Here is a 22,949-nt window from a genome sequence, read left to right as displayed (position 1 = left end):
CGGGGCCTGCGGAGGCACCGCTCCGCGGCGCGGGGCCTGCCGAGGCGCCACTCCGCGAGGCGGGGCCTGCGGGGCCGCCTCCGTCGTCGCCACCCACCGGGTACTCCGTCCGCTGCCCCGGAGCGCGTCCCTTGCCGGGCGGCCCCGCGAACGCCTGGGCGATGTCCAGCCAGCGGTCCGCGTCCGGCCCTTCGGCGCGCACGGCCAGATCGTCGCGGTGGGCTCGCTGGGTCACCAGCAGACAGAAGTCCAGCGCGGGCCCGGTGACCCGCTGAGCGGCGCCCTCCGGCCCGTACGCCCACACCTCACCGTCCGGAGCCGTGAGTTCGACGCGGAACTCCTCGGCCGGCGGCTCCATCCCCCGCGCCGCGTACGCGTAGCCCCGCGCCCGGACGCCGATCCGGGCCACATGGCGCAGCCGGGCGGTGGGGGCCCGGTGCACACCCAGGGCGTCGGCGACGTCCTGGCCGTGCGCCCAGGTCTCCATCAGCCGGGCGGTCGCCATCGACATCACGCTCATGGGCGGCCCGTACCACGGCAGCCGGGCGCGCGGCGGCTGCGCGGCCAGCGTCCGGATCAACCGCTCCCGCCCCTCGCGCCAGCGGCCCAGCAGCACCTCGGGCGGCTCGGCCGCGCCACGCTCTGCGCCCTCGTCCACGAACGCGTCCGGCGCGGCCCACGCCCGGCGCACCTCGTCCGCGAACCCCTGGGCGTCCTCGGCGGCTTGTACGGCCCGCTCGTCGGTCCACGCGAGATGGGCGATCTGGTGGAGGATGGTCCACCCGGGCGCGGGCGTCGCCATCCGCCACTCCGCGCCCCCGAGCCCGGCCACCAGGCCGTCCAACTCGTCCCCCTCCGCCCGCAGGTCGCCGAGCAGAGCCTCCGTCTCGGACACGCGTCGCTCCCGTCGTCGAGTCTGTCGGGTGTCGGCCTTCTCTTGCCCTCGTCGAGTGCTTCGAGTGCTTCGATTGCCTCGAGTGCTCTCGTCGAGCGAGGGTGGCAGCGCGACGAGAAACAATCAAGCACGCTTGCATGATTCAGCCGGTTGAAACGGTCCGTCAGGGCGCGCCAATAGTGGGCCGGTCGGCTCGATGAGGTGTGTGGCTCGGCCGACCAGCCCCCGGCAACCGCGACCGGCTCGTCCTACGGCAGCCGGTCCGCCAGGATCTCGGCCAGGTGGCGGCCCTTCTGGCCCGCCAGCTGGGTGAGCTGGGTGCGGCAGGAGTAGCCGTCCGCCAGGACCTCGGTGCCGGGTTCCGCGGCCCTTACGGATGGCAGCAGTTGCTCCTCGGCACAGGCCGCCGAGACCTCGTAGTGGCCCTTCTCGAAGCCGAAGTTGCCCGCGAGGCCGCAGCAGCCGCCGCTCAAGGTGCCCGTAAGGCCGGCGCGTTCGCGGAGGCGGCGTTCGGCGGTGTCGCCCAGGACGGCGTGCTGGTGGCAGTGGGTCTGGCCGACGACGGGGCGGTCGATCCTCGGGGGCCGCCAGTCGGGGGCGTACCGCTCCAATGCCTGGGCGAACGTCGAGACGGACTCGGCGAGGCGCGCGGCGCGCGGGTCGGTGGTGAGGAGTTCGGGGAGGTCGGTGCGGAGGGCGGCGGTGCAGCTGGGTTCGAGGCCGACCACCGGGAGCCCGGCGTCCAGGGCCGGGGCCATGACGTCCAGGGTGCGCCGCATGACCGTGCGGGCGCGGTCGAGCTGGCCGGTGGAGACCCAGGTCAGCCCGCAGCACACGGGCTTCGGCGGGACGACCACCCGCAGCCCGGCCGCCTCCAGCACGGCGACCGCCGACCGGCCGACGGACGGGGAGAGGTGGTTGGTGAAGGTGTCGGGCCAGAGGACGACGGTCTGTCCGTGCCCGGACCGTCCCGATCCCGATCCGGCCCCGGCCCCCGCTTCGCGCGCCGCCTCGCGGACCCGGTCGCGCCACCACCGCGTGAAGGGCTCGTGGGCCAGTTCCGGGATGTCGCGTTCGGAGGCGATGCCGCCCAGGCGTTTGGCCAGGGTGGCGAGTGGGCTCACCCCGGCCAGCGCGTTGGCCGCCGGGGCCGCCCGCAGGAGGGACGCCGCGCGCAGCCACACCGGGAGCCAGCCCATCGAGTAGTGGGCCGCGGGGCGCAGCCGGCCCTCGTAGTGGTGGTGCAGGAACTCCGCCTTGTAGGTGGCCATGTCGACCTCCACCGGGCAGTCGCTGCGGCAGCCCTTGCAGGACAGGCACAGGTCGAGCGCGTCCCGTACCTCCTCCGAGCGCCAGCCGTCCTTGACGACCTCGCCCGCGAGCATCTCGTGCAGCAGCCGGGCGCGGCCGCGCGTGGAGTGCTTCTCCTCGCCGGTGGCGCGGTACGACGGGCACATCACGCCGTCGCCGGACACCGACTCGTTACGGCACTTGGCGACGCCCACACAGCGCCGGACGGCCGCCGAGAAGTCGCCCTTGTCGTGCGGATAGCCGAACTCGACGTCCACCGGGCGCCTCGGCAGCGAATCGAAGCGCAGGTTCTGGTCCAGGCGCTGGGGGCGGGCCAGGACGCCGGGGTTGAGGCCGCCCTCCGGGTCCCACAGGTCCTTGAAGCGGGAGAAGAGGCCGACCATCTCCGTCCCGTACATGCGCGGCAGCAGCTCGGCACGGGCCAGGCCGTCGCCGTGTTCGCCGGAGAGCGAGCCGCCGTGCGCGACGACGAGATCGGCGAGGTCGGCGGAGAAGGCGCGGAAGACCCGGATGCCGGGCTCGGTCAGCAGGTCGAAGTCGATACGGACGTGGATGCAGCCGTCCCCGAAGTGTCCGTACGGAGTGCCGCGCAGCCCGTGCTGGGCCATCAGGGCGCGGAAGTCGCGCAGATACGCGCCGAGCCGGGGCGGCGGCACCGCGCAGTCCTCCCAGCCGGGCCAGGCCTCGCTGCCTTCGGCCCTACCCGGAATACGCAGTCGGGTGGCGGTCCCGGAGGCGTCCTCACGCACCCGCCACAGGGCGCGCTGCCCGGCCGGGTCGGCGACCACGGTGTGGTCCGTGGTGGCCTCGGCGGCGGCGCGGGCCACCTCCTGGGCGCGGGAGAACGCCTCCTCACGGGTGGCGCCGCCGACCTCCACGAACAGCCAGGCGCCGCCCTTGGGCAGCCCGGTCGTCCCGGCGACCAGATCGGCGGCCATGCCCTCGACGGTCAGCGGACCGTACGGCAGCAGGGTGTGCGCGGCCTCGGCCGCCGCGCTCTCGTCGGGGTAGCCGAGCACGGCCAGGGCGCGGGCGCCGGGCACCTCCACCAGCCTTACGGTCGCCTCCGTCACCACGCCGAGGGTGCCCTCGCTGCCGGTGAGGGCACGGGCGAGGTCGGCGTTCTTCTCGGGCAGCAGCTCGTCCAGGGCGTAGCCGGAGATCCGGCGGGGCAGCTCGGGGAAGCCGGTACGGAGCAGGGCCAGATGCTGGCCGGCCAGGGACCGTATGCCGTCGCGGAGCCGGGCGGGCAGGTCGTGCAGGCCCTGGGCGGCGCGCACCCGCTCCCCGCCGTAGGTGAGGACGTCCAGCTCGTGGACGTTGTCGGCGGTGGTGCCCCAGGCCACGGAGTGGGAGCCGCAGGAGTTGTTGCCGATCATGCCGCCGAGGGTGCAGCGGCTGTGGGTGGACGGGTCGGGGCCGAACGTCAGCCCATGGGCGCCGGCCGCCGTACGGAGGTCGTCGCAGATCACGCCCGGCTGGACGACTGCGGTGCGCCGCTCGGGGTCGAGCGAGAGGATGCCGCGCATATGGCGGGTGAAGTCGAGGACGACGCCGAGCCCGGTGGCCTGGCCCGCGATCGAGGTCCCGCCGCCACGGGGGACCACCGGCACCCCGCGCTCCCGGCACACGGCCAGCACCGCCGCCACATCGTCGCCGTCGCGGGGCGCGACCACTCCGGCGGGGACCCGCCGGTAGTTCGACGCGTCCATGGTCATCAGGGCCCGGCTCGCCGTATCGAAGGAGACGTCCCCGCGAACGGCTCGTCGCAGCGCCTGCTCCAGCTCGTCTGCCTGGTGATCAGCCATGCCCTCCATGGTCCACGGCGAGGCGGCCGTTGAGAATGTCCAATTCCGATTCATGGCCGCTTCATGGTCAGCATGCATGGCCCTGTGCATGGCCTGTGCATGGCCTGTGCATGGCTCGTACACGGATGCTTCACGGCTTCGGCGCACGGTCTGCCTCACGGCCGCCTCATGGCCGCTCCATGGCCGCCATGCATGGCCCGCATGGCCCGCATGGCCGCCTTGAGGCCGCCATGTCCGCGATCGAGCCCCTATACCGGCACATCCTCGCGCGTCAACAGGATGTGGACATACCGTCTCAACCGCTGGACGGACGGTCGGACCGCGGCGGCCGACGGATTAGGCTTCGGCTCGTGGCTGAGATCCGGATTCCCGATGACATCAAGCCCGCCGACGGACGCTTCGGCTCGGGCCCCTCCAAGGTGCGCACCGAGGCGCTGAGCGCCCTGGCCGCGACCGGAAGCTCCCTGCTGGGCACCTCCCACCGCCAGGCCCCGGTCAAGAACCTGGTCGGCACCGTACGCGAAGGGGTGCGCGAGCTCTTCCAACTCCCGGAGGGGTACGAGGTCATCCTGGGCAACGGCGGCTCCACCGCCTTCTGGGACATCGCGACCCACGGACTGATCGACTCCAAGTCGCAGCATCTGTCCTTCGGCGAGTTCTCCTCGAAGTTCGCCAAGGCGGCGAAGCTGGCGCCGTGGCTGGAGGAGCCCACGGTGATCACCTCCGACCCCGGCACCCACCCGGAGCCGCGCGCCGAGAGCGGCACGGACGTCTACGCCTTCACCCACAACGAGACCTCCACCGGTGTCGCCATGCCCATCCAGCGGGTGGCCGGCGCCGACGATGGCGCGCTGGTGCTGGTGGACGCCACCTCCGGGGCGGGCGGTCTGCCGATCGACATCGCCGAGACGGACGTCTACTACTTCGCGCCGCAGAAGTCCTTCGCGGCGGACGGCGGCCTGTGGATCGGCGTCTTCTCGCCCGCCGCGCTGGAGCGCGCCGCCCGGATCCACGCCTCCGGCCGGCACGTCCCCGAGTTCTTCTCCCTGCCGACCGCGATCGACAACTCGCTGAAGAACCAGACGTACAACACCCCGGCACTGGCGACGCTCTTCCTGCTGGACGACCAGCTGAAGTGGATCAACGGCCAGGGCGGTCTGGACTGGGCGGTGCGCCGCACCGCGACCTCCTCGCGCACGCTGTACGGCTGGGCCGAGGAGTCCAAGTTCGCCACCCCGTTCGTGGCCGACCCGGCCAAGCGGTCGCAGGTCGTCGGCACGATCGACTTCAACGAGGAGATCGACGCCGCCGCGGTCGCCAAGGCGCTGCGGGCCAACGGCATCGTGGACACCGAGCCGTATCGCAAGCTGGGCCGCAACCAGCTGCGGGTGGCGATGTTCCCGGCCGTCGACCCGGCGGACGTCGAGGCCCTGACGGCGTGCGTCGACTACGTCATCGAGCACCTCTGAGGGGCTTGCCCCGAACGCGAAGGGGCCCGCGGCCGATGATCGGCCGCGGGCCCCTTCGCGCGCGCTGACGACCAGCCCCGGGATCAGCTCCGGGATCAGCTCCGGGATCAGCTCCGGCGGAAGAGCTTGCGCAGCCCCAGGAACACCACCAGCGCGCCGACGAAGGTGAGCCCGGCCTTGACCAGGTTGCCGTTCTTGTCGTCGTCGGTGAGCTTGCCGTCGACGCGGTCGGAGTACTTTCCGTCCTTCTTCTGCTCCTTCGCGGTGGCGTCCGGCAGCAGCTCCCCGCCGAGATCCACCGGCGTCACCTTGGAGCCCGCGCCCTCGGTGCCGTACATGAGGGTGCCGCCGTCCGGGGTGAAGGTGACCGACTCGCCCTGCCGCTGTATCGGCAGCCCCGGCTCCTCCTCCAGCCGCGTCGGCTTTCCGTTCCGCCAGCGGTACTCGGCGGCCGAGAAGTAGCCGCGGAGCACCAGCCGGGTGCCGTCCGGGGAGAACGCCCCGTCCGTGACCTCCATGTCGAGGTCGGAGACCCGCTGGAAGACATTCACCCCCGACGGGCTCAGCGTGGTCGGTCCGGCGTACAGCCCGGCGTCCTCGTCGCTCTTGCTGGCGATGTAGACACGGCCGGTCTTGGGATGGACCATCAACGCCTCGGCGTCGCGCGGCCCGCCCTGGTACTTGACGGTGAACTGGGTCGCGGTGACGGTGGTGTCCTTCAGTCGCTTCGGCTCCGGGAAGCGGTAGATCCACACATGGGACCACTGACCGCCCAGGTTGTCGCCGATGTCGCCGACGTAGATATTGCCGTCCGGCCCTATCGAGATCGCTTCCACATCGCGGGGATCCCCTATCCCGCGCAGGGTGACTCGCGCGACCGTCTTCCCGGTCCTGCCGTCCACCGCGTAGACGTACGGGCCGTCCGAGCTGTCGTTGTGCGTCCAGTAGACACCGGGGTGCAGGCGGCTCGCGACGAGACCGCTGGACTCGGTGATCCGTGAATCCTGGATCGTGAAGGTGGACGGCGACGACGAGTCGTCGGCGGTGGCCGGGGCGGCTGCGGACACGGCCAGCAGCGCGGCGGCACCGAGTACGAACGGAAGCGGACGCATGGGCCCAAGCCTGCCATCCCGCCGGGGGCGTCCGGCGCCGGAACCACGCCGAGGGGCCCCTCCGGCCACGCATGGCTGCCGCCTGGGCAGGGGACCCGCCTTCCGCCCAGCCATCCGCCCACGCCCGGCTCCCGCGATCCAGCCTGACTCCCGTGATCAAGCCCGACTTCCGTGATCGTGCATGACTTCCGCGATCACGGGCAGATAACGTCTGTCAATTATTTGTGCGGGCGACCACCCCGAAATAACCCCGAGATTATTTGATCTCATCCGGGGATTATTTCGGCGAGAAATTTATCGGTCATTGACGGCATAGCGGGCGGCGGCATTGCAATGCAGAAAGGCCCCGCTTACGGTCTGGGCTCATGAGCGAATACAACCAGTCCTCTTATGCGCAAACCGCACCGCCCGCACATTCCGCCGGTGCCCCGAGCCACGGTGCGGCACCGGCCGCGCCGTCCAAGAAGATCGCGATCTTCGCGATCGTCGGCTCGGTCATCGCACTGGTCGGCTCCATGGTGAACTGGGTGGTCTCCGACGCCGAGGGCGCCACCGGGGGCATCAAGGGCATCGACGGCGACGGCATCATCACGCTGATCATCGCCCTGGTCGCGGCGATCCTGTTCATCGCCGCCATGGCCACCAAGAAGGCGGCGCTCTACCTGGTCGGCGGCGTTCTGGGGCTGGCCATGGCCATCGTCGCGGTCATCAACATGGCGGACCCCGAGCGGCTGCTCATCCAGAAGCTGAAGGACGAGGAGGGGGTGTCGCAGCAGGTCGCGGAGAAGGCGGTGGAGCAGGCCTCGAAGCTGTACGACATGACCGCGGGGCCGGGGCTCTACATGGTCCTGATCGGCGCACTGATGGCCCTGGCCCTCGGCGTTCTCGGCTTTATGAAGTCCCGCGCCGCTCGGTAATCCGCTCAGTAATCCGCCCGGTAATCCGCCCGGTAATCAGAAAAGACCGGTCGCGTTCGGCGACCATATTCTGCGGCCATCTCCGGCGATCACGCCCGATTGAATTCCGACCGGAGCCGCAAAACCCAAGACGCCCGCTTTTTGACCGCACGGGGGGCCAAAAAGCGGGCTTTCGGGTTTTCCACGGGGAATTCTCGGCCGGGGCCCTGCCGCCACCGATGACCGAGCACCCGGCCCGTCCCCCTTGATTAGAGCGCACTCCAACGGCTTGGCTGATCCCCATGGAGTACACGCAGCTCGGACGCACGGGTCTCAAGGTCAGCCGTATCGTCCTCGGCACCATGAACTTCGGTCCGCAGACGGAGGAGGCCGACAGCCACTCGATCATGGATGCCGCGCTCGACGCGGGCATCAACTTCTTCGACACCGCCAATGTGTACGGCTGGGGCGAGAACAAGGGCCGCACCGAGGAAATCCTTGGGAGCTGGTTCGCCAAGGGTGGCGGGCGGCGCGAGAAGACGGTCCTCGCGACCAAGGTGTACGCAAACATGGCCGCCGAGGGTGAGCCCTGGCCCAACAGCGACAAGCTCTCGGCCGTGAACATCCGCCGGGCCGTGGACGCCAGCCTCAAGCGGCTCGGCACGGACTACATCGACCTCTACCAGTTCCACCACGTGGACCGCTCCACCCCGTGGGACGAGATCTGGCAGGCCATCGACGTCCTCGTACAGCAGGGCAAGATCGTCTACGCGGGCTCCTCCAACCACGCGGGCTGGCACATCGCCCAGGCCAATGAGACCGCGGCCCGCCGTGGTTCGTACGGGCTGGTCAGCGAGCAGTGCCTGTACAACCTGGCCGAGCGCCGCGCCGAGATGGAGGTCATCCCGGCCGCGCAGGGCTATGGCGTGGGCATCATCCCCTGGTCGCCGCTGCACGGCGGGCTGCTCGGCGGAGCGCTCCGCAAGGAGCGCGAGGGCGGGGGTTCGCGCAGCACGTCCGGGCGCAGTGCCGACGCGCTGAAGAACGCGACGGTGCGCGATCAGGTCCAGCGGTACGAGGACCTGCTGGCCAAGCACGGCATCGAGCCCGGCGAGGCGGCCCTGGCCTGGCTGCTCACCCGGCCCGGGGTCACCGGTCCGATCGTGGGTCCGCGCACGGCCGAGCAGCTGGCGTCGGCGGTACGGGCGTCGGAGCTGAAGCTGGGCGAGGAGGTGCTGGCGGAGCTGGACGAGATCTTCCCGGGTCCGGGGCCGTCGCCGGAGGCGTTCGCCTGGTAGCCGAGAGGCGCCTGGCAGCCGAGGGCGCCTGGCAGCCCAGCGGCTCCTGGCAGCCCGGAGGCTTCTAGCAGCCCAGCGGCGCCTGGCAGCCGAGGGCAAGAGCTATGGGGTGTGGGTGTGGGCCGCGGCGCGGCCCACACCCCCTCCTTCTCAGCCTCCGAGGGCGGCCGCCGCGGCGACGACGACGAGAATCAGCACCAGCGCGCCGCTCATGATCATGTTTCTGGTCTTGGGGTCCACACCTCGAGATTAGCCCGACCGCTCAGTGCCCCAGCGGCCAGGCCGCCACCACCTCGTAGCGCGGCTGCTGCCCGGGGACGCCCGGGGCGGGTGGATGGCTCCGCACCAGGCTGAGCTCGCCCACGGTCCACTCCCGGCCCGCGAAGTCCGTGAGCCCGTCCACGTACGGCGCGAGGCTGGTGGCGGAGCCGTGGCGCGGGGAGCCGTGCCGCGAGGAGCGGGCTCGGGCGATGGTCAGATGCGGGTGGTACGGGCGGTGCCGGTCCATCGGGACCCCGACCCGTCGGCCCCCCGCCTCGGCGGAGTCGGCCAGCCGCCGCAGGGCCTCGCTGTCGCCGTCGGCGCCCACCCACACCACCCGGTCGTCGAACCGGCCGCCGCCCGCGAGCCGCAGCTCATGGGGGCGGTGCCGATGGGCGGCGCGGGCCAGCCGGGTGTGCAGCTCGGGCAGTACGTCCTCGGCCACCTCGCCGAAGAAGGCGAGCGTGAAATGCCAGCCCTCCCGCTCGGTCCAGCGCAGCCCGTCCGCCCCCGGCAGCGCCCGGAGCGCCTTGACCCGCGCGGCCAGCTCGGCGACGGCCGCCTCCGGCGGCAACACGGCGGCGAAGAGTCTCATCCGCCCAGTCTCCCGCACCGGGGGTGGGGAGCTGGAGCCCCTCAGATGGTTGGCAACTCAGCCCCGCCGGAGGTTGTGACTCAGCCCCTCCGGGGTTGGCAACTCAGCCCCTCCAGGGGGCACCTCCCAGCGGTAGCTGGGGGAGTTTGAGGAGCGGGGCCGGGGCCCGGGGCGGAGCCCCGGCGAGGCCAAAGGGGCGGGCGGTTCAGGCCGTGGCGGCCAGCGGCTTCTCCTCCGTCTCAGGCGTGCGCGGCACGAAGATCACATGCGGGCGGCCCCGGCGCAGGTCCAGCTTCACCCGCAGGCCGCCGGACCGGACCAGGATCAGCCCCACCGCGGCCGCGGCGGCCGCCGAGATCAGGCCGCCCGCGGCGAAGCCGATGCGCGCGCCGTAGGTGTCGGTCACCCAGCCCACGAGCGGGCCGCCGATCGGCGTACCGCCGACGAAGACCATCATGAACAGGCTCATCACCCGGCCCCGCATCGCGGGATCCGTCGCGAGCTGGACGCTGGAGTTCGCGGTCACGTTGAACGTCAGGCTAAAGATCCCGATCGGCACCATGAGCGCCGCGAAGAGCCAGAAGTACGGGGTGACCGCCGCGACCATCTCCAGCACGCCGAACATCAGCGCGGCCCCGACCAGCAGCCGCCGCCTGGCCACCACCCGCCGGGCGGCGAGCAGCGCGCCCGTCACCGAGCCGATCGCGATCAGAGTGTTGAGCAGGCCGTACGTGCCCGGCCCGGCGTGGAAGACATCGTCGGCGAAGGCGCTCAGCCAGATCGGGAAGTTGAAGCCGAAGGTGCCGATGAAGCCGACGAGCACGATCGGCCAGATCAGATCGGGGTTCCCGGCCACATAGCGCAGCCCCTCCCGCAGCTGTCCCTTGCCGCGCGGCGCCCGCTCGACCTTGTGCAGCTCGCTGGTGCGCATCAGCAGCAGCCCGATGATCGGGGCGCCGAAGGAGACTCCGTTGATCAGGAAGGCCCAGCCGCTGCCCACTGCGGTGATCAGCACACCGGCGACCGCCGGGCCGATCAGCCGGGCGGACTGGAAGTTCGCGGAGTTGAGGCTGACCGCGTTCCGCAGGTCCTTGGGGCCGACCATCTCGTTGACGAAGACCTGGCGGGTCGGGTTGTCGACGACGGTGACCATGCCGAGCAGGAACGCGATGAGATAGACGTGCCAGACCTGCACATGGCCGCTGAGGGTGAGGGTGGCGAGGGCGAGCCCGCACAGCCCCAGCGCGGTCTGGGTGAACAGCAGCAGCCGGCGCCTGGGACATCGGTCCGCGATGACCCCGCCGTAGAGGCCGAAGAGCAGCATGGGCAGGAACTGCAGCGCGGTGGTGATGCCGACCGCGGTGGAGGAGCCGGTGAGACTCAGGACCAGCCAGTCCTGGGCGATCCGTGACATCCAGGTGCCGGTGTTGGAGATCATGGCACCGGTCGCGAACAGGCGGTAGTTGCGGATCCTCAGCGAACGGAAGGTCCCGCCCCGGGTACGCCCCCCGGTGACGGCGGGCGCGGGGTCGGATACGGAGATTCCCGGGGTTCCGGGCGTTCCGGGGGTCGCGGGGGTTCTCGGGGTTCCGGAGATTCCCGGGGTTCCGGGGGGTCCGGAGATTCCCGGAGCTCCTGGGGGTCCGGAGGTTCCGGGGGATCCCGGGCTTCCGGGGTTTGCGGGGTTCTTCGGTGCGGGTGCGGAGTCTGCTCCGGGTCCCGTACTCAAGTGCGTTCGCCTCCTGGCTGTCTCGGGTGGTTCTTACATATGCGCGAGCTTCTCCAGCACGGGCGCGGCGGCGCGCAGCACGTCCCACTCGTCCTCGGTCAGCTCCCCGACCAGCTCGGCCAGCCAGGCGTTGCGCTTGCGTCGGCTCTCTTCGAGCATGGCTTCTGCCCGCTCGGTCGGCGAGACGACTTTCTGCCGCCGGTCCTCCGGATGCGGTTCGAGCCTGACCAGTCCCTTGGCCTCCAGCAGCGCCACGATGCGGGTCATCGACGGCGGCTGGACGTGCTCCTTGCGGGCCAGCTCGCCGGGGGTGGCGGAGCCGCACTGGGCCAGCGTGCCCAGGACCGCCATCTCGGTCGGGCTGAGCGATTCGTCCACCCGCTGGTGCTTGAGCCGCCGCGACAGACGCATCACCCCGGACCGCAGGGCACTCACGGCGGCCGCGTCATCGGGGGGCGCCTCCGCCTGGTGCTGGGGGCGGGACAGATCGGGCATGGTCTTTAGCATAACTCATTACCTCGTCTAATGAAACCCTGGTGACATCCCTATTTCTATTTCACCCGAACGAGTGAGTTGACTCCGGGTAGTGACGTACGGCGGCACGCATGAGCGCCCAGGACCACGGGGGTCCTGGGCGCTCAGGGCGGAACGCTCATGCGCCAGGGCGCGGGACGGCGTGACCACGTACACCAGGGGGCTGGACGACGACTCGGCTCAGGCGGGGCTGAGCTCGGCTCAGGCGGGACCGGGCCCGACCCAGGTGGGGCTGAGCTCGGCTCAAGCCGGACCGAGCTCGGCTCAGGAGACGCCGAGTGCCTGTTCGATCGGGTTGAGCAGGAAGTACACCAGGAAGCACAGCCCCACCGCGCCCAGCAGCCACGGGATCTCCCGGGTCCGCCGGGTGGCGATGCGCAGCAGCAGGAACGAGAGGACGCCCAGCCCGATCCCGTTGGTAATGCTGTACGTGAACGGCATCGAGATCATGGTCAGGAAGGCCGGGATCGCGATCGTGGAATCGCTCCAGTCGATCTCCTTGACGTTCGCCGCCATGATCAGGAAGCCGACGACCACCAGCGCGGGGGTCGCGGCCTGCGAGGGCACCACCTTGGCCAGCGGGGTGAAGACCAGCGCCAGCAGGAAGAGCGCGCCGGTCACCACGTTCGCGAGTCCGGTGCGCGCCCCCTCCCCGACGCCCGCCGTGGACTCCACGAAGCAGGTGTTGGCCGAGGCCGAGCCGAAGCCGCCGCCCGCGACCGCGACGCCGTCCATCATCAGGATCCGGCCCATGCCCGGCAGCTGACCGCGCTCATCGGTCAGCCCGGCCTCCTCGCCGACGCCGATGATCGTGCCCATCGCGTCGAAGAAGCCGGACAGCAGCACGGTGAAGACGAAGAGACAGCCGGTGAGCAGGCCGACCTCATGGAAGCCGCCGAAGAGGCTGACATCGCCGACGAGGCCGAAGTCCGGGGTGTCGACCACCTTCTCCGGCACCGAGGGAATGGTCAGCCCCCACTGGGCGTCCGGGATCTGGGCCAGGGAGTTGATCACGATCGCGACCACGGTCATGGTCACGATGCCGATCAGGATCGCGCCGCGCGTCTTGCGGACGATCAGGATGAAGGTGAGCGCGAGACCGGCCACAAAGACCAGCACCGGCCAGCCCTGCAGCCGCCCGGCCATACCCAGGCCCAGGGGGACGGTGGTGTGCGCGGAGTCGGGGTTACGGCTGACGAAGCCGGAGTCGACCAGGCCGATCAGGGCGATGAAGAGCCCGATGCCGATCGCGATCGCCCGCCGCAGCCCGGATGGGATCGCGTCCATCACCCGCTGCCGCAGCCCCGAGGCGACGAGGATCATCAGCACCAGACCCGCGAGCACCACCATGCCCATCGCGTCCGGCCAGCTCATCTTGGGCGCGAGCTGCAGCGAGACCACGGCGTTGATGCCGAGGCCCGCGGCGAGCGCGATGGGGACGTTGCCGATGATCCCCATGAGCAGCGTGGTCAGGCCCGCGATCAGGGCGGTGGCGGTGACCAGCTGGCCGTTGTTGAGCTGATGCCCGAACTTGTCCGTACCGGCCCCGAGGATGATCGGATTCAGTACGACGATGTAGGCCATCGCAAAGAACGTGGCCAGTCCGCCCCGGATCTCCCGGGAGATCGAGGAACCACGCTCGCTGATCTTGAAGAACTTGTCGATGCCGTTGGCGGGGGGAGTCGGAGCCTGCTGCTTACTGGCGTCGACCGGCGCGGTGGCCGAGGGGGACATGAAGGACCTCAGTGTGCGTGAACATCAACAGCGGGCCCTTTGGACGATCGAACAAGACATTCCACTCAGACCCAGAAGTATTCAGTATGAAACTATCAAGGTCCGATCGCCAAACCGGTCCCGTCGAGGCCCCTGTGAGGTCCGGCACGGCCCCGGCCGGGCCCATGACCGGCCCCCTTAAGCTGTGGCCATGACGAAGTGGACCCCCAAGCACGAGGCGCCGGAGCCCCTCGAGGGCAATGTCGTGGCCACGATCACCGGCGGCACGATCGTGTGGTTCGTCCTCTTCCTCGCCCAGCTGCCCTTCTACGGCTGGTTCCACGAGCACGGACATCTGTGGTGGCTGTGGACTTGCCTGGCCGGCGGCGGCCTCGGGCTGCTCGGCATCTGGTACGTACGGGCCCGGGAGGCGGCAATCCGCCGGGACTCGCGGAACGGCGACGCGCGGACGGCCGACGCGCAGAACGGCTGACGCGCCCCCCGAGGCCGACGCGACCCCCCGAGCGCGCACAAGGCGGCGCCCGTGACGGCGCGGCGCCGGACCGTCCGCCGCCCCCGGCAGCGGTCCGGCGCCCTGGCCTGGTGTGCGGGCGCGCTCCCCTCCTCATGACGCACCCGCTCACCCGTCCGCGCTGCGCACTGAAAAGTGGTGCGCACAGAAAGATGAGGGCCCCGCCGCAAGGACGCGCGGGCGGAGCCGGACGGGCCAACTGTACGATCTTCACGGGTCGTTCACAATGTTGCGGAAGCCTCACGACGGGCACTTTGTTCGAGAACTACCGTCTTGTGGTCGTCAACTCACCAGTAATGTGAGGGATATGACCGGTAACCGCTTTCGTGCCGATGAGATCGACACCAGTAAGCCGCACTCGGCCCGCATGTATGACTACTTCCTGGGCGGCAAGACCCACTACGCGGTCGACACCCACGCCGCCGAACAGGTCGAGGCCGTCTGGCCCGACGTCAAGCCGTGGACCCGTGCCAACCGGTCATTCATGCACCGCGCGACCCGCTGGCTCGCGGGCGAGGCGGGCATACGGCAGTTCCTGGACATCGGCACCGGCATCCCCACCGAGCCCAACCTCCACCAGGTCGCCCAGAAGGCCGCCCCTGGCTCCCGGGTCGTCTACGCGGACAACGACCCGATAGTGCTGGCCTACGCGCAGGCCCTGTTGCTCTCCACGCCCGAGGGCCGCACCGCCTACATCCACGCGGACGTCAGCGATCCGGAGGGGATCCTGTCCGCCGAAGATCTGAACGACACCCTCGATCTGTCCCAGCCGGTCGCCCTGTCGCTGAATGCGATCATGCACTTCATCGCGGACGAGCAGAAGCCGTACGAGATCGTGCGCCAACTGGTCGAGCCCTTGGCCTCGGGCAGCTATCTCGTGCTCTCGCACGGGGCGCTCGACCCCCGCCCCGGGGTCTCGGACGCGGTCACCAACCTCTACCGCAGCAGCGGCATCCATGTGCAGGGACGCACCCAGGAAGAGATCCTTCCGTTCTTCGACGGGCTGGAGCTGGTCGATCCGGGCGTGGTGATGCCGCACCGCTGGAAGCCCGACGGCGAGCAGGCCAGGGCCGAGGCGGAGGCCAGGGAGCTGTGGATCTTCGCGGGCGTGGCACGCAAGCCCTGACCGGGGCGGGCCTTGCCCCAGGGCAAGGCCCGCGCACGCCCCGTACGCGCGCCCCTCAGTCGAACCAGCGGGCCCGCGCCAGTTCCTCCGTACGGGTCAGATCCTCCAGCAGGGCCGCCACCTCGAACCGGCGCGCCCAGTGGCCGGCGGCCCAGGACAGCCCGGCCGCGACGCCCTCGACCGTCGAGGCGTGCAGGGTGCCGTCCACATACCGCCAGTCCAGCTCGATCTCAACCGGGCCCGCGCCCGCGCCCGCGCCTTCGCCGTCACCCGGGCCCGCGCCCTCACCCGCGCCCGCGCCCTCGATCAGCAGTTCCTCGTGCTCGATGTACGACAGCGGGGCGCCCGGGAGGAGTTCGCGGACTGCCTCGGGCACCTCATGCGGATCGCCCTGTGAGGTCACCCGCGCCGGGTACGCCTCGCTCAGCCGCCGCACCTGGAACAGCTCGGCCAGCTCCGCCGCCCGCGTCGGCCGTACGGGCAGCAGCGCCCGGCCGTCCGCCTCGGCCAGCGGCATCAGGTCCGGGGCGTCCGCGACCAGCGCCTCGCCCGCCTCGACCACCGTCGGCTCACCGTCCACGACGGCGCGCAGCTCATCCGGCAGGGTCACCTGCTCGGGTTCCAGGTCGGCCAGCTGCCCGTAGATGGCGTGCAGCTGGGCGGGGGCCACCTCGCGATCCGGGTCGGAGAGGCGGGCCAGCAGTTCGGCGGCGCCGCCCGGCTCGTCCAGCAGCGCGGCGACGGAGGTCCGTACGCCCAGCGCCCGCAGCACCTGCTCGTCCTCGAACCCGGCCGCGTCCACCGCCTCGTACAGCCCGGCCAGCAGCGGATCGCCCCCGGCCGCGCGCAGCCCGGCGGGGCGGCGGCCGTCCAGCACCGGATGGCCGCGCAGCCACCACGCGGTGTACGAGCGCACGATCTCCGTCGTGCCGTCCGGCAGCAGCACCCGCACCGGCGCGGTCAGCGCGTCGCGCAGCGGCGGCTGGGCGAGCATGGCCAGCGCCCGAGGCCAGGCCTCGTCGTCGACCAGGTCCAGGTCGCGTACGGCCACGATCTCGGTGGCCACCGGCGGCACCGGCGTCTCCGGCAGCCGGTCCAGCACGTCCTCGCACCACACGTCGACGGCGTCCAGCACACCGGCGTCGTCCGGTTCGGTGAAGTCGCCCTCGCGGGGCTCCAGTTCATCCGGGTCCAGCACCACATCGGCGGCCCTGACCAGGGTGAAGCCCGCCAGCACACCGACCGCGGCGAGCGGCTGCTCACCCCAGCGCTCGGCCAGCTCGACGTCGCACGCGGCCAGTTCGCCCTCCCGCATGACCTGCTCGAAGGCGCTGCCGGGGAGGACCAGCTCACCGGCCGGGGCCAGCTCACCGTCCTCGTCGGGCAGCGCGAGCGCGGCCAGCCACGGCTCGTCGCCGGGCGCCAGCCGGGCCTGCTGGACCAGGCCGAGGACGGTGTCGGCCAGCGTGTCGGCGTCCAGCGCCGCGCCCAGGCCGCCCTCGCCCTCCTCCGCGAACGGGTCGTACTCGTCCTCCGCCTCCAGCGAATGCGCGACGGCGGTCCGAACCTGGGGGGTCGTCAGCACGGCGCGGGGCGTGGCAGGGGTCGCGCCGAGCTTCTCCAGCAGCGGATGGGCGGCGTCCGGATGTGCAACTTTCAGACCGAGGCGAGCGAGGGTGCGATGCGTATCGCTGACCGCGGCGCCGCGCTCGGGGGTCCGCGCGGGCGCGCCGGACTCGACGGTTCCGGCAGGCCCGGCGATTCCGGCAGGCCCGGCGGTTCCGGCGGACTCGGCGGTTCCGGCGGACTCGAACGGTCCGGCGGGCTCGGTGGTGACGGCGGACTCGAACGGTCCGGCGGACTCGGCGGTTCCGATGCTGTCCAGGCTGTGCAGGCCGCCGCCGCTGTCGAGGCCGTGCAGGCTGTCCAGGTCGCCGTCGGTCTCGCCCGGCAGCGGCAGCAGCACCTGCCGGGGCCCGATCGTCGTCCGGCCGTCCGCCAGCGGCACCGGCAGCCCGCTGAGCCGGTCCGGGTCGATGCCGCCCAGCGAGTCGTACAGCCGCCGCCACCAGGCCGGGGCGCGCTCCACCCCCGCGAGCCGGTCGATGAGCTCGCCCAGCGGCACCCGGGCCACGCCCAGCACCCGCAGCTCCGAGCGGCGCTCGAGACCCGCGGGCAGCAGCGTCGGAAACAGCTCGGCCAGCACCTCCACCGTCTCCGCGCCCGCGCCCTCGACGATCTCGGCGTCCCGGGGCCGCAGCGCGTACGGCTCGCCCTCGGCGCCGCCGCGCGCCAGCACGTCGTCGTCCCAGTCGGCCGGGGCGGGCGCGGGCGGGGCGGCAGTCGGCTCCCCCGCGGCGGGGCCGCCCTGGGCGGCGTCCGGGCCGAGCGCCTCCGGCGAGCCGAGCCAGCCCGCCGCGGCCTCGGCCACGGCCGCGTCCTCCGTGCCCACGCCGACCGCCGGTGCGGCGGCGCTGGGCAGGAACGGCACCCTCGGCAGCCGCTCCAGCACCCGCTGGCGCAGCTCCCCGTCCAGCTCGCCCCGGCCCAGCTGGCCCGGGACCAGGTCGATCGAGCCGACCGAGACCGGATGCCAGTCGCGCAGCAGCGTCGCGTATGCCTCGGCCGCGCGGTCCAGCAGGAAGTCCGTGAGCGGCCCGGGGGCGGTGTGGCGGCGGGTGGGCTCCAGCGGGAAGGACGCGATCAGCAGCGCGGGCATGCCCAGCGGCTCGTCGGTCGGCGTCGGGGCATGGACCACCGGGGCGGTCGCGGGCCGCGTCGGCGCGCCCTCCGCGTCCACCGGAACCGCCCAGGTAACCGACCACACCGGGCGCAGCCGCTCCTCCACCGGGCGGTCGGCCAGCAGCTCCGGCTCCAGCCGCCCGCCGACGCTCTCGGTGCGCCAGCGCCTCGTACCGCGCTCGCCGCTGTCCTCGACGACGGTGTACGGGCCGTCCTGGCGGCGGCGCAGCGTCCGGGTGCCCTCGACGGTCTCGACCACGACCTCGGCCAGGCCGGGGAGGGTCAGCAGCAGCGCGTCGTCGATCCCGGCCAGCAGCCGCTCCGCCACGTCCAGCGCGGCGCCGTCGCGCAGCGGCAGCACCACGACGGTGTCGTAGCCCTCCGGAGCGCTCCCCTCGGCGGGCAGCGGCAGCCGCAGCAGGGGGACGTGGCCGTCGCGGCGGCGCAGTTCTTCGGCGAGGCCGGGGCCGGCGGCAGCGGCGCGCTGGGTCAGCTCCCGCGCCTCGGCCAGCGACCAGCGCACCCCGCCGGTGCGGCCCACGACCGCGGGCTCGTCGCTCACCGCGAGCACCGCCGCGAAGCCGACGCCGAACCGCCCGACCGCGCTCTCCGGATCGTCCCGCTTGGCCGACGCCCGCAGGGTGGACAGCGACTCGACGCCCGCCGCGTCCAGCGGCGCCCCGGTGTTGGCGACGGCCAGCACGGCGGGCTCGCCGTCCGTGGCCGGCCGCAGGGTCAGCCGCAACCGACCGGGCACCCCGGCGCGGGCGGCGGCGTCCGCCGCGTTCTGGGCCATCTCGACGACCAGCCGGTCCCGGTGGCCGCCCAGCGCCAGGTCTTCCTCGGCGTTGGCGTCCTCCCGGAACCGGGCGGGCGACGCGGCCCAGGCGTCCAGCACGCCGCGCCGCAGCCGCGCGGTCCCGAACGGGTCCGCGTCCTCGGTCGCGCCTCGCACCATCGCCGTGCTGCTCACGTCTCGCCTCCGGAAGTTCCTGGTCGGGGTCCGTCCTGCGCCACGGCGCCACACCGCCGAGTCCCCCGCGGTGCGGATCCCCCCCACCGCGCTCGCCGTTCCCTGACGTGCCGCCCTTGCTAGCCGCGAACGTACCGCTATCCGGCCCCAAACGACGCCCCGGGCCCCACACAACCGGATTCTCCCCCTCACCTCGGGGCCCGCGGGCCCCGTCCCACCCGGTTCCTGCCTCGGGTACGCCGCTTGCCCCAGGGGATGTGCGGCAGATCTTGGCGCCTGCGGCGGGCTGTTCCCCTCCCCGCCCCTTCCCACAACTGGGGCTTCGCCCCAGACCCCGGGGTCCAGGGGCGAAGCCCCTGGTAACGGGGAGGGGCAGGGAGGGGAAGGCATCGATATGCGGCTCCGCCGCGTGGTCCGCCGGACCCCCATAGGCGCCCCTGGGCACCGCAGCCCCGGCCGGGGGGCGGCACCCTGTGGGAAGACCGCCAGGTGAGGGCGAACCGGGGGGCCGGACTCCCCATTGGGACCTGACCCCTCCCTGCCCACACGTCGCCGGGCGAGTCCGAGAGGCGGCGTGTCCGGGGCTACGGCGACCAGCGGCCGTCGGCCGACGGCCGTCGGCCGACGAGGCGACAGCCGCGAGGGGGCGGGGGCGCTGACGCCGCAAGGGGCCGGGGACGCTCGCGCCGCGAGGGGCCGGGACCGCTGACACCGCAAGAGGCCGGGGACGCTGGCGCCGCGACGCACTGGAGCGCGCGCCTCCGCCGGGGCGGGAGTCCGCAGCCGCCGTCGCGGCGACCGTGCGCCGGGCTCCGACCCCGGGGCCGCCGTTCTGCAGCAGCCTGGCCGGGGGCGGCGTTCCCCAGCGGCGGGGCCAGGCACGGCATTCCCCAGCACCTGGCCAGGGACGGCGTGGGGCGGGCCCCGCGCTCCTCAGCTGTGGCCGAGCTCCTCTGGGGGCGTGTCCGGCTCGACAGAGCCGCTCGTGCGGTCCGGGTGGAGGGGAAGGGGTTCGACGACGGTTTCGTCGACTACGGGTGCGGCCGGGCGGGGCGGCTTGGGCATGACGGCGGCCTCGGAGTGGGCGCCGCAGCCGTACGAGAGGGAGACGACGCGGCCGTCCGCCGGGCTGAACTCGTTCGCGCAAACCCCGAACGCCTGCCCCAGCGAGCCGCCGAGGGCCACCAGGAAGCCGCAGCTCGCGCAGGTGCCGGGGGCCGCCTGGGCCATGGGGGTCTTGGGGCCGTACGCCTCGTCCCAGCGGTCGGCCGCGACGTGGAGGCCGTAGCGGGACAGCACCCGGGCGCGGCGCATGCCCAGTTCCTCGGCGACGGCCGCGATCGAGCCGGCCGTAGGCGTGGCGGTCTGTGCCGCGGGGGCGCCGACCGTCACATCGGCCTCCTCCACCGCCGCGAGCTGCTGCATCTCCTCCGAGACCGCGGAGTTGGGCGGCGGGGCGTCCTCGCCCGAGTAGCCGGGCTCCAGGCGCAGATCCTCGGCCTCGGTGGGGAGCAGATCGCCCGGCCCCATGTCGCCGGGGCGCAGCCGCTCGCTCCAGGGCACCCACTCCGGCGCGAGCAGCGCGTCGGGCCCGGGGAGCAGCACCGTCTCGTCCAGGGTGACGGCCTTCGCACGGGAGGCGCGGGTCACCGTGACCGCCCAGCGCCAGCCGCGATAGCCCGGCTCGGGGCTCTCGAAGAGATGCGTGACCACGCGGTCGCCCTCGGCGACAGCGCCCAGATACTCGCCCACCTGCCCCGGACGGGCGGCTTCCACGGCCGCCTCGCGGGCGAGTTCGACCGCCTCGGCGCACAGGCGGTCGGGGGTACGGCTTCGCATCGCACTCACAGGATCGATTCTCTCTTCCACGCCGTCGCAGCCGTCTGACCTGGTGCGCCAGCCGTACGGCCGTCGCGGGACCGCGGACGGAGCGGACCATGGGGCCGCGTCGACGTCCGCGCCCATCCGGCCTTCGGGCGCACCTTGTACGTCCCATTCTGCGGGATGGCTACTCGGCACACGGCCAGGAACGACCCTCGGTGGCGCGGTTACGCACGCTACCTTGTCCGGCCGCACCGGCCCTACCCCCGTCTCATCCTCACCTCCCGCCACGGTGCCGTACGCCCCCTCCCCGCGCGCCCCCGCGAAGCCCCCGCGAAGCCCCCGCGAAAGAGCATTTCCGCTGGACAGCGGGGTGTTGCCGATCTCCGCCGACGGCGCCGCCATCCGGAAAGCCGTCGAAGGTCTGACGCTTCGGCCGCTTGGGCTGCACCATGGTCAGGTGGCAGGAACGCGGTGGTACAGCGGCGGCTCGACCAGGAGGTCGGGCCGCTGGATCGTCCACGCGCTCCGTCTCCCCTTCGCGCTGCGCCTCCCTTTCACCGCGGCCGGGCGCGGCATCCGCCGGGCCACCCACGCCCACGGCGCGGGCGAGTCGGGGCTCGGCAAGCTGATCGAACTGCACGCGGTGAACTCCGCGGGCGACATGCTGATCACCGTCGCCCTCGCCTCCACGATCTTCTTCTCGGTCCCGACCGACGAGGCCCGCGGCCGGGTCGCGCTCTACCTGGTCATCACCATGGCGCCGTTCGCGCTGCTCGCCCCCGTCATCGGCCCGTTGCTCGACCGCATTCCGCACGGCCGCCGCGCGGCGATGGCGGGCGCGATGCTGACCCGCGTGGTGCTCGCGCTGACGATGGCGGGCGCGGTGGCGGGCGGCGGGCTCGAGCTCTATCCGGCGGCGCTGGGCGTGCTGGTGGCGTCCAAGGCGTACGGAGTCGTCCGTTCCGCCGTCGTTCCACGGCTGCTCCCACCCCACTTCTCCCTGGTCAAGGCCAATTCACGGGTCACCCTGGCCGGGCTGCTCGCCACCGGCGCGGCGGCCCCGCTGGGGGCCGGGCTGCATCAGATCGGGCCGAGCTGGCCGCTGTACGGGGCGTCCGCGATCTTCCTGCTGGGCGGATTCCTGTCGTTCACCCTGCCGCACAAGGTGGACTCCTCGAAGGGCGAGGCCAGGGCGCAGCTGACCTCGGGGCAGCGCCATCTGCATCTCCCGGTCACGGTGCGTAAACCCAAGGCCAGGGTGGGCAGGGCCAGGACCGCCCCGGCGGTCGGTGGGGACGGATCCGCCTTCTCCCGGACCGCCTTCTCCCGGACTGCCTTCTCCCGGACTGCCTTCTCGCGGACCGCCTTCTCGCGGACCGCCTTCTGGAGGGGGCGGTCCCGGCGGCCCGGCCTCCGTACGGTCGGCCCCTCCGTACTGCACGCCCTACAGGCGTGTGCTGCGCTGAAGACACTGTCCGGGTTCCTCACCCTCTTCCTCGCCTTCCTCCTCCGCGACCAGCCGCTGGGCGGACTCGGCCCCGAGATCTCGCTCGGCCTGGCCGCGGTCTGCGCGGGCGGCGGCAACGCGCTGGGTACCGCGATCGGCGCCTGGCTGCGGGCGCGCGGCCCGGAACTGATCATCGCGGTGGTGCTGAGCTCCGCCCTGGGCGTGCTCATCGTGTCGGCGGCCCTCTACGGCGCGGTGACGGTGGCCGCCGTGGCCGCCACGGCCGGGATCTCCCAGGCGCTCGGCAAGCTGTCGCTGGACGCGCTGATCCAGCGTGACGTCCCGGAGGAGGTCCGCACCTCGGCGTTCTCGCGCTCCGAGACGACGCTCCAGATGGCGTGGGTCGTCGGCGGCGCCATCGGCATCGTGCTGCCGCTCCACGGAGTGCTGGGGATGGCGGTCGCCGCGGCGGTGATCGCGCTGGGCACGGCGCTGAGCGTCCGCGGACTGCTGAGCGCCTCCCGGCAGGGGGCGCCGTATCCGCGGGTGGCATGAGTTCTGGGGGCTACGGGTGGCTGAGTTCTGGGCGCAACGCGCGGCGTGAGTTCTGGAACTACGGGCGGCGTGAGTTCTGGGAGCTACCGGAGGCGTGCGTCCCTGGCGGGACCGCCGTCGGCGAGTCGT

At 72.4% G+C, this 22,949-nt stretch carries 14 protein-coding genes and 1 pseudogene; 6 read left to right on the top strand and 9 right to left on the bottom strand.

The features are described 5' to 3' along the window. Positions 1-115: 115 nt before the first annotated feature. A pseudogene (locus J2Z30_RS26940) lies at positions 116-895 on the bottom strand (TIGR03084 family metal-binding protein); the annotation flags it as partial. Between the two features lie 248 nt (positions 896-1,143). Further along, positions 1,144-4,014, bottom strand: a complete 2,871-nt coding sequence (locus J2Z30_RS26935) for an FAD-binding and (Fe-S)-binding domain-containing protein (protein WP_044573711.1) — start codon at positions 4,012-4,014, stop codon at positions 1,144-1,146. 350 nt (positions 4,015-4,364) lie between these two features. On the opposite strand from J2Z30_RS26935, the gene serC reads away from it, so the two are divergent. Further along, positions 4,365-5,483 (top strand): phosphoserine transaminase, encoded by a 1,119-nt coding sequence (gene serC / locus J2Z30_RS26930; RefSeq protein ID WP_044573708.1) that lies wholly within the window; start codon positions 4,365-4,367, stop codon positions 5,481-5,483. Positions 5,484-5,590: 107 nt separating this feature from the next. Here the strand turns inward: serC and J2Z30_RS26925 are convergent, their stop codons facing one another. Then, positions 5,591-6,595 carry a membrane protein gene (locus tag J2Z30_RS26925; RefSeq protein WP_044573706.1) on the bottom strand — a complete coding sequence of 335 codons (1,005 nt, stop codon included), beginning with the start codon at positions 6,593-6,595 and terminating at the stop codon, positions 5,591-5,593. A gap of 365 nt (positions 6,596-6,960) precedes the next feature. Here J2Z30_RS26925 and J2Z30_RS26920 point away from each other — a divergent pair, with 365 nt between their 5' ends. After that, the gene (locus J2Z30_RS26920) at positions 6,961-7,512 is read left to right on the top strand and encodes a Trp biosynthesis-associated membrane protein (protein ID WP_044573703.1); all 552 of its coding nucleotides are present in this window, start codon (positions 6,961-6,963) and stop codon (positions 7,510-7,512) included. 281 nt (positions 7,513-7,793) lie between these two features. Further along, positions 7,794-8,789 carry an aldo/keto reductase gene (locus J2Z30_RS26915; RefSeq protein ID WP_044573699.1) on the top strand — a complete coding sequence of 332 codons (996 nt, stop codon included), beginning with the start codon at positions 7,794-7,796 and terminating at the stop codon, positions 8,787-8,789. A 262-nt stretch (positions 8,790-9,051) separates the two neighbouring features. Here J2Z30_RS26915 and thpR read toward each other — a convergent pair whose 3' ends face one another. The 4 genes from thpR to J2Z30_RS26895 all read right to left on the bottom strand — a co-directional run bounded on the left by thpR (position 9,052) and on the right by J2Z30_RS26895 (position 13,642). Beyond that, the gene (gene thpR, locus J2Z30_RS26910; protein WP_044573696.1) at positions 9,052-9,645 is read right to left on the bottom strand and encodes an RNA 2',3'-cyclic phosphodiesterase; all 594 of its coding nucleotides are present in this window, start codon (positions 9,643-9,645) and stop codon (positions 9,052-9,054) included. Between the two features lie 205 nt (positions 9,646-9,850). After that, entirely contained in the window at positions 9,851-11,188 is a 1,338-nt protein-coding gene (locus J2Z30_RS26905) for an MFS transporter (RefSeq protein WP_044581790.1), read from the bottom strand. Between the two features lie 219 nt (positions 11,189-11,407). Then, a complete protein-coding gene (locus J2Z30_RS26900; protein WP_044573694.1) occupies positions 11,408-11,869 on the bottom strand; it encodes a MarR family winged helix-turn-helix transcriptional regulator in 462 nt (153 codons plus the stop codon). 303 nt (positions 11,870-12,172) lie between these two features. Next, positions 12,173-13,642 carry an NCS2 family permease gene (locus tag J2Z30_RS26895; RefSeq protein ID WP_044573691.1) on the bottom strand — a complete coding sequence of 490 codons (1,470 nt, stop codon included), beginning with the start codon at positions 13,640-13,642 and terminating at the stop codon, positions 12,173-12,175. A gap of 190 nt (positions 13,643-13,832) precedes the next feature. Here J2Z30_RS26895 and J2Z30_RS26890 point away from each other — a divergent pair, with 190 nt between their 5' ends. Together J2Z30_RS26890 and J2Z30_RS26885 are read left to right on the top strand one after the other, a co-directional pair. Beyond that, the gene (locus J2Z30_RS26890) at positions 13,833-14,114 is read left to right on the top strand and encodes a DUF2530 domain-containing protein (RefSeq protein WP_044573689.1); all 282 of its coding nucleotides are present in this window, start codon (positions 13,833-13,835) and stop codon (positions 14,112-14,114) included. Between the two features lie 346 nt (positions 14,115-14,460). Beyond that, complete coding sequence (locus J2Z30_RS26885) at positions 14,461-15,279, top strand: SAM-dependent methyltransferase (protein ID WP_044573686.1); 819 nt, start codon at positions 14,461-14,463, stop codon at positions 15,277-15,279. A gap of 55 nt (positions 15,280-15,334) precedes the next feature. On the opposite strand, the gene J2Z30_RS26880 is transcribed toward J2Z30_RS26885, so the two are convergent. Together J2Z30_RS26880 and J2Z30_RS26875 are read right to left on the bottom strand one after the other, a co-directional pair. Then, a complete protein-coding gene (locus J2Z30_RS26880; RefSeq protein WP_044581789.1) occupies positions 15,335-18,979 on the bottom strand; it encodes a sacsin N-terminal ATP-binding-like domain-containing protein in 3,645 nt (1,214 codons plus the stop codon). 948 nt (positions 18,980-19,927) lie between these two features. Then, complete coding sequence (locus tag J2Z30_RS26875; RefSeq protein ID WP_044573682.1) at positions 19,928-20,833, bottom strand: DUF3027 domain-containing protein; 906 nt, start codon at positions 20,831-20,833, stop codon at positions 19,928-19,930. 442 nt (positions 20,834-21,275) lie between these two features. On the opposite strand from J2Z30_RS26875, the gene J2Z30_RS26870 reads away from it, so the two are divergent. Beyond that, the gene (locus J2Z30_RS26870; protein ID WP_044573676.1) at positions 21,276-22,820 is read left to right on the top strand and encodes an MFS transporter; all 1,545 of its coding nucleotides are present in this window, start codon (positions 21,276-21,278) and stop codon (positions 22,818-22,820) included. Positions 22,821-22,949 lie beyond the last annotated feature (129 nt).

This window comes from Streptomyces iranensis, assembly GCF_017874715.1.
Taxonomy (GTDB): Bacteria; Actinomycetota; Actinomycetes; order Streptomycetales; family Streptomycetaceae; genus Streptomyces; species Streptomyces iranensis.
Note: the sequence above shows the minus strand (reverse complement) of the source record. Positions and strands in the feature narration are given on the sequence as shown.

Bases quoted from the DNA above. Each gene is read 5' to 3' on its own strand.
- thpR (WP_044573696.1), bottom strand. From the start codon at position 9,645: ATGAGACTCTTCGCCGCCGTGTTGCCGCCGGAGGCGGCCGTCGCCGAG.
- J2Z30_RS26895 (WP_044573691.1), bottom strand. From the start codon at position 13,642: ATGTCCCCCTCGGCCACCGCGCCGGTCGACGCCAGTAAGCAGCAGGCT.
- J2Z30_RS26890 (WP_044573689.1), top strand. From the start codon at position 13,833: ATGACGAAGTGGACCCCCAAGCACGAGGCGCCGGAGCCCCTCGAGGGC.
- J2Z30_RS26920 (WP_044573703.1), top strand. From the start codon at position 6,961: ATGAGCGAATACAACCAGTCCTCTTATGCGCAAACCGCACCGCCCGCA.
- J2Z30_RS26900 (WP_044573694.1), bottom strand. From the start codon at position 11,869: ATGCCCGATCTGTCCCGCCCCCAGCACCAGGCGGAGGCGCCCCCCGAT.
- J2Z30_RS26915 (WP_044573699.1), top strand. From the start codon at position 7,794: ATGGAGTACACGCAGCTCGGACGCACGGGTCTCAAGGTCAGCCGTATC.
- J2Z30_RS26880 (WP_044581789.1), bottom strand. From the start codon at position 18,979: ATGGTGCGAGGCGCGACCGAGGACGCGGACCCGTTCGGGACCGCGCGG.
- J2Z30_RS26935 (WP_044573711.1), bottom strand. From the start codon at position 4,014: ATGGCTGATCACCAGGCAGACGAGCTGGAGCAGGCGCTGCGACGAGCC.
- J2Z30_RS26925 (WP_044573706.1), bottom strand. From the start codon at position 6,595: ATGCGTCCGCTTCCGTTCGTACTCGGTGCCGCCGCGCTGCTGGCCGTG.
- J2Z30_RS26885 (WP_044573686.1), top strand. From the start codon at position 14,461: ATGACCGGTAACCGCTTTCGTGCCGATGAGATCGACACCAGTAAGCCG.
- J2Z30_RS26875 (WP_044573682.1), bottom strand. From the start codon at position 20,833: ATGCGAAGCCGTACCCCCGACCGCCTGTGCGCCGAGGCGGTCGAACTC.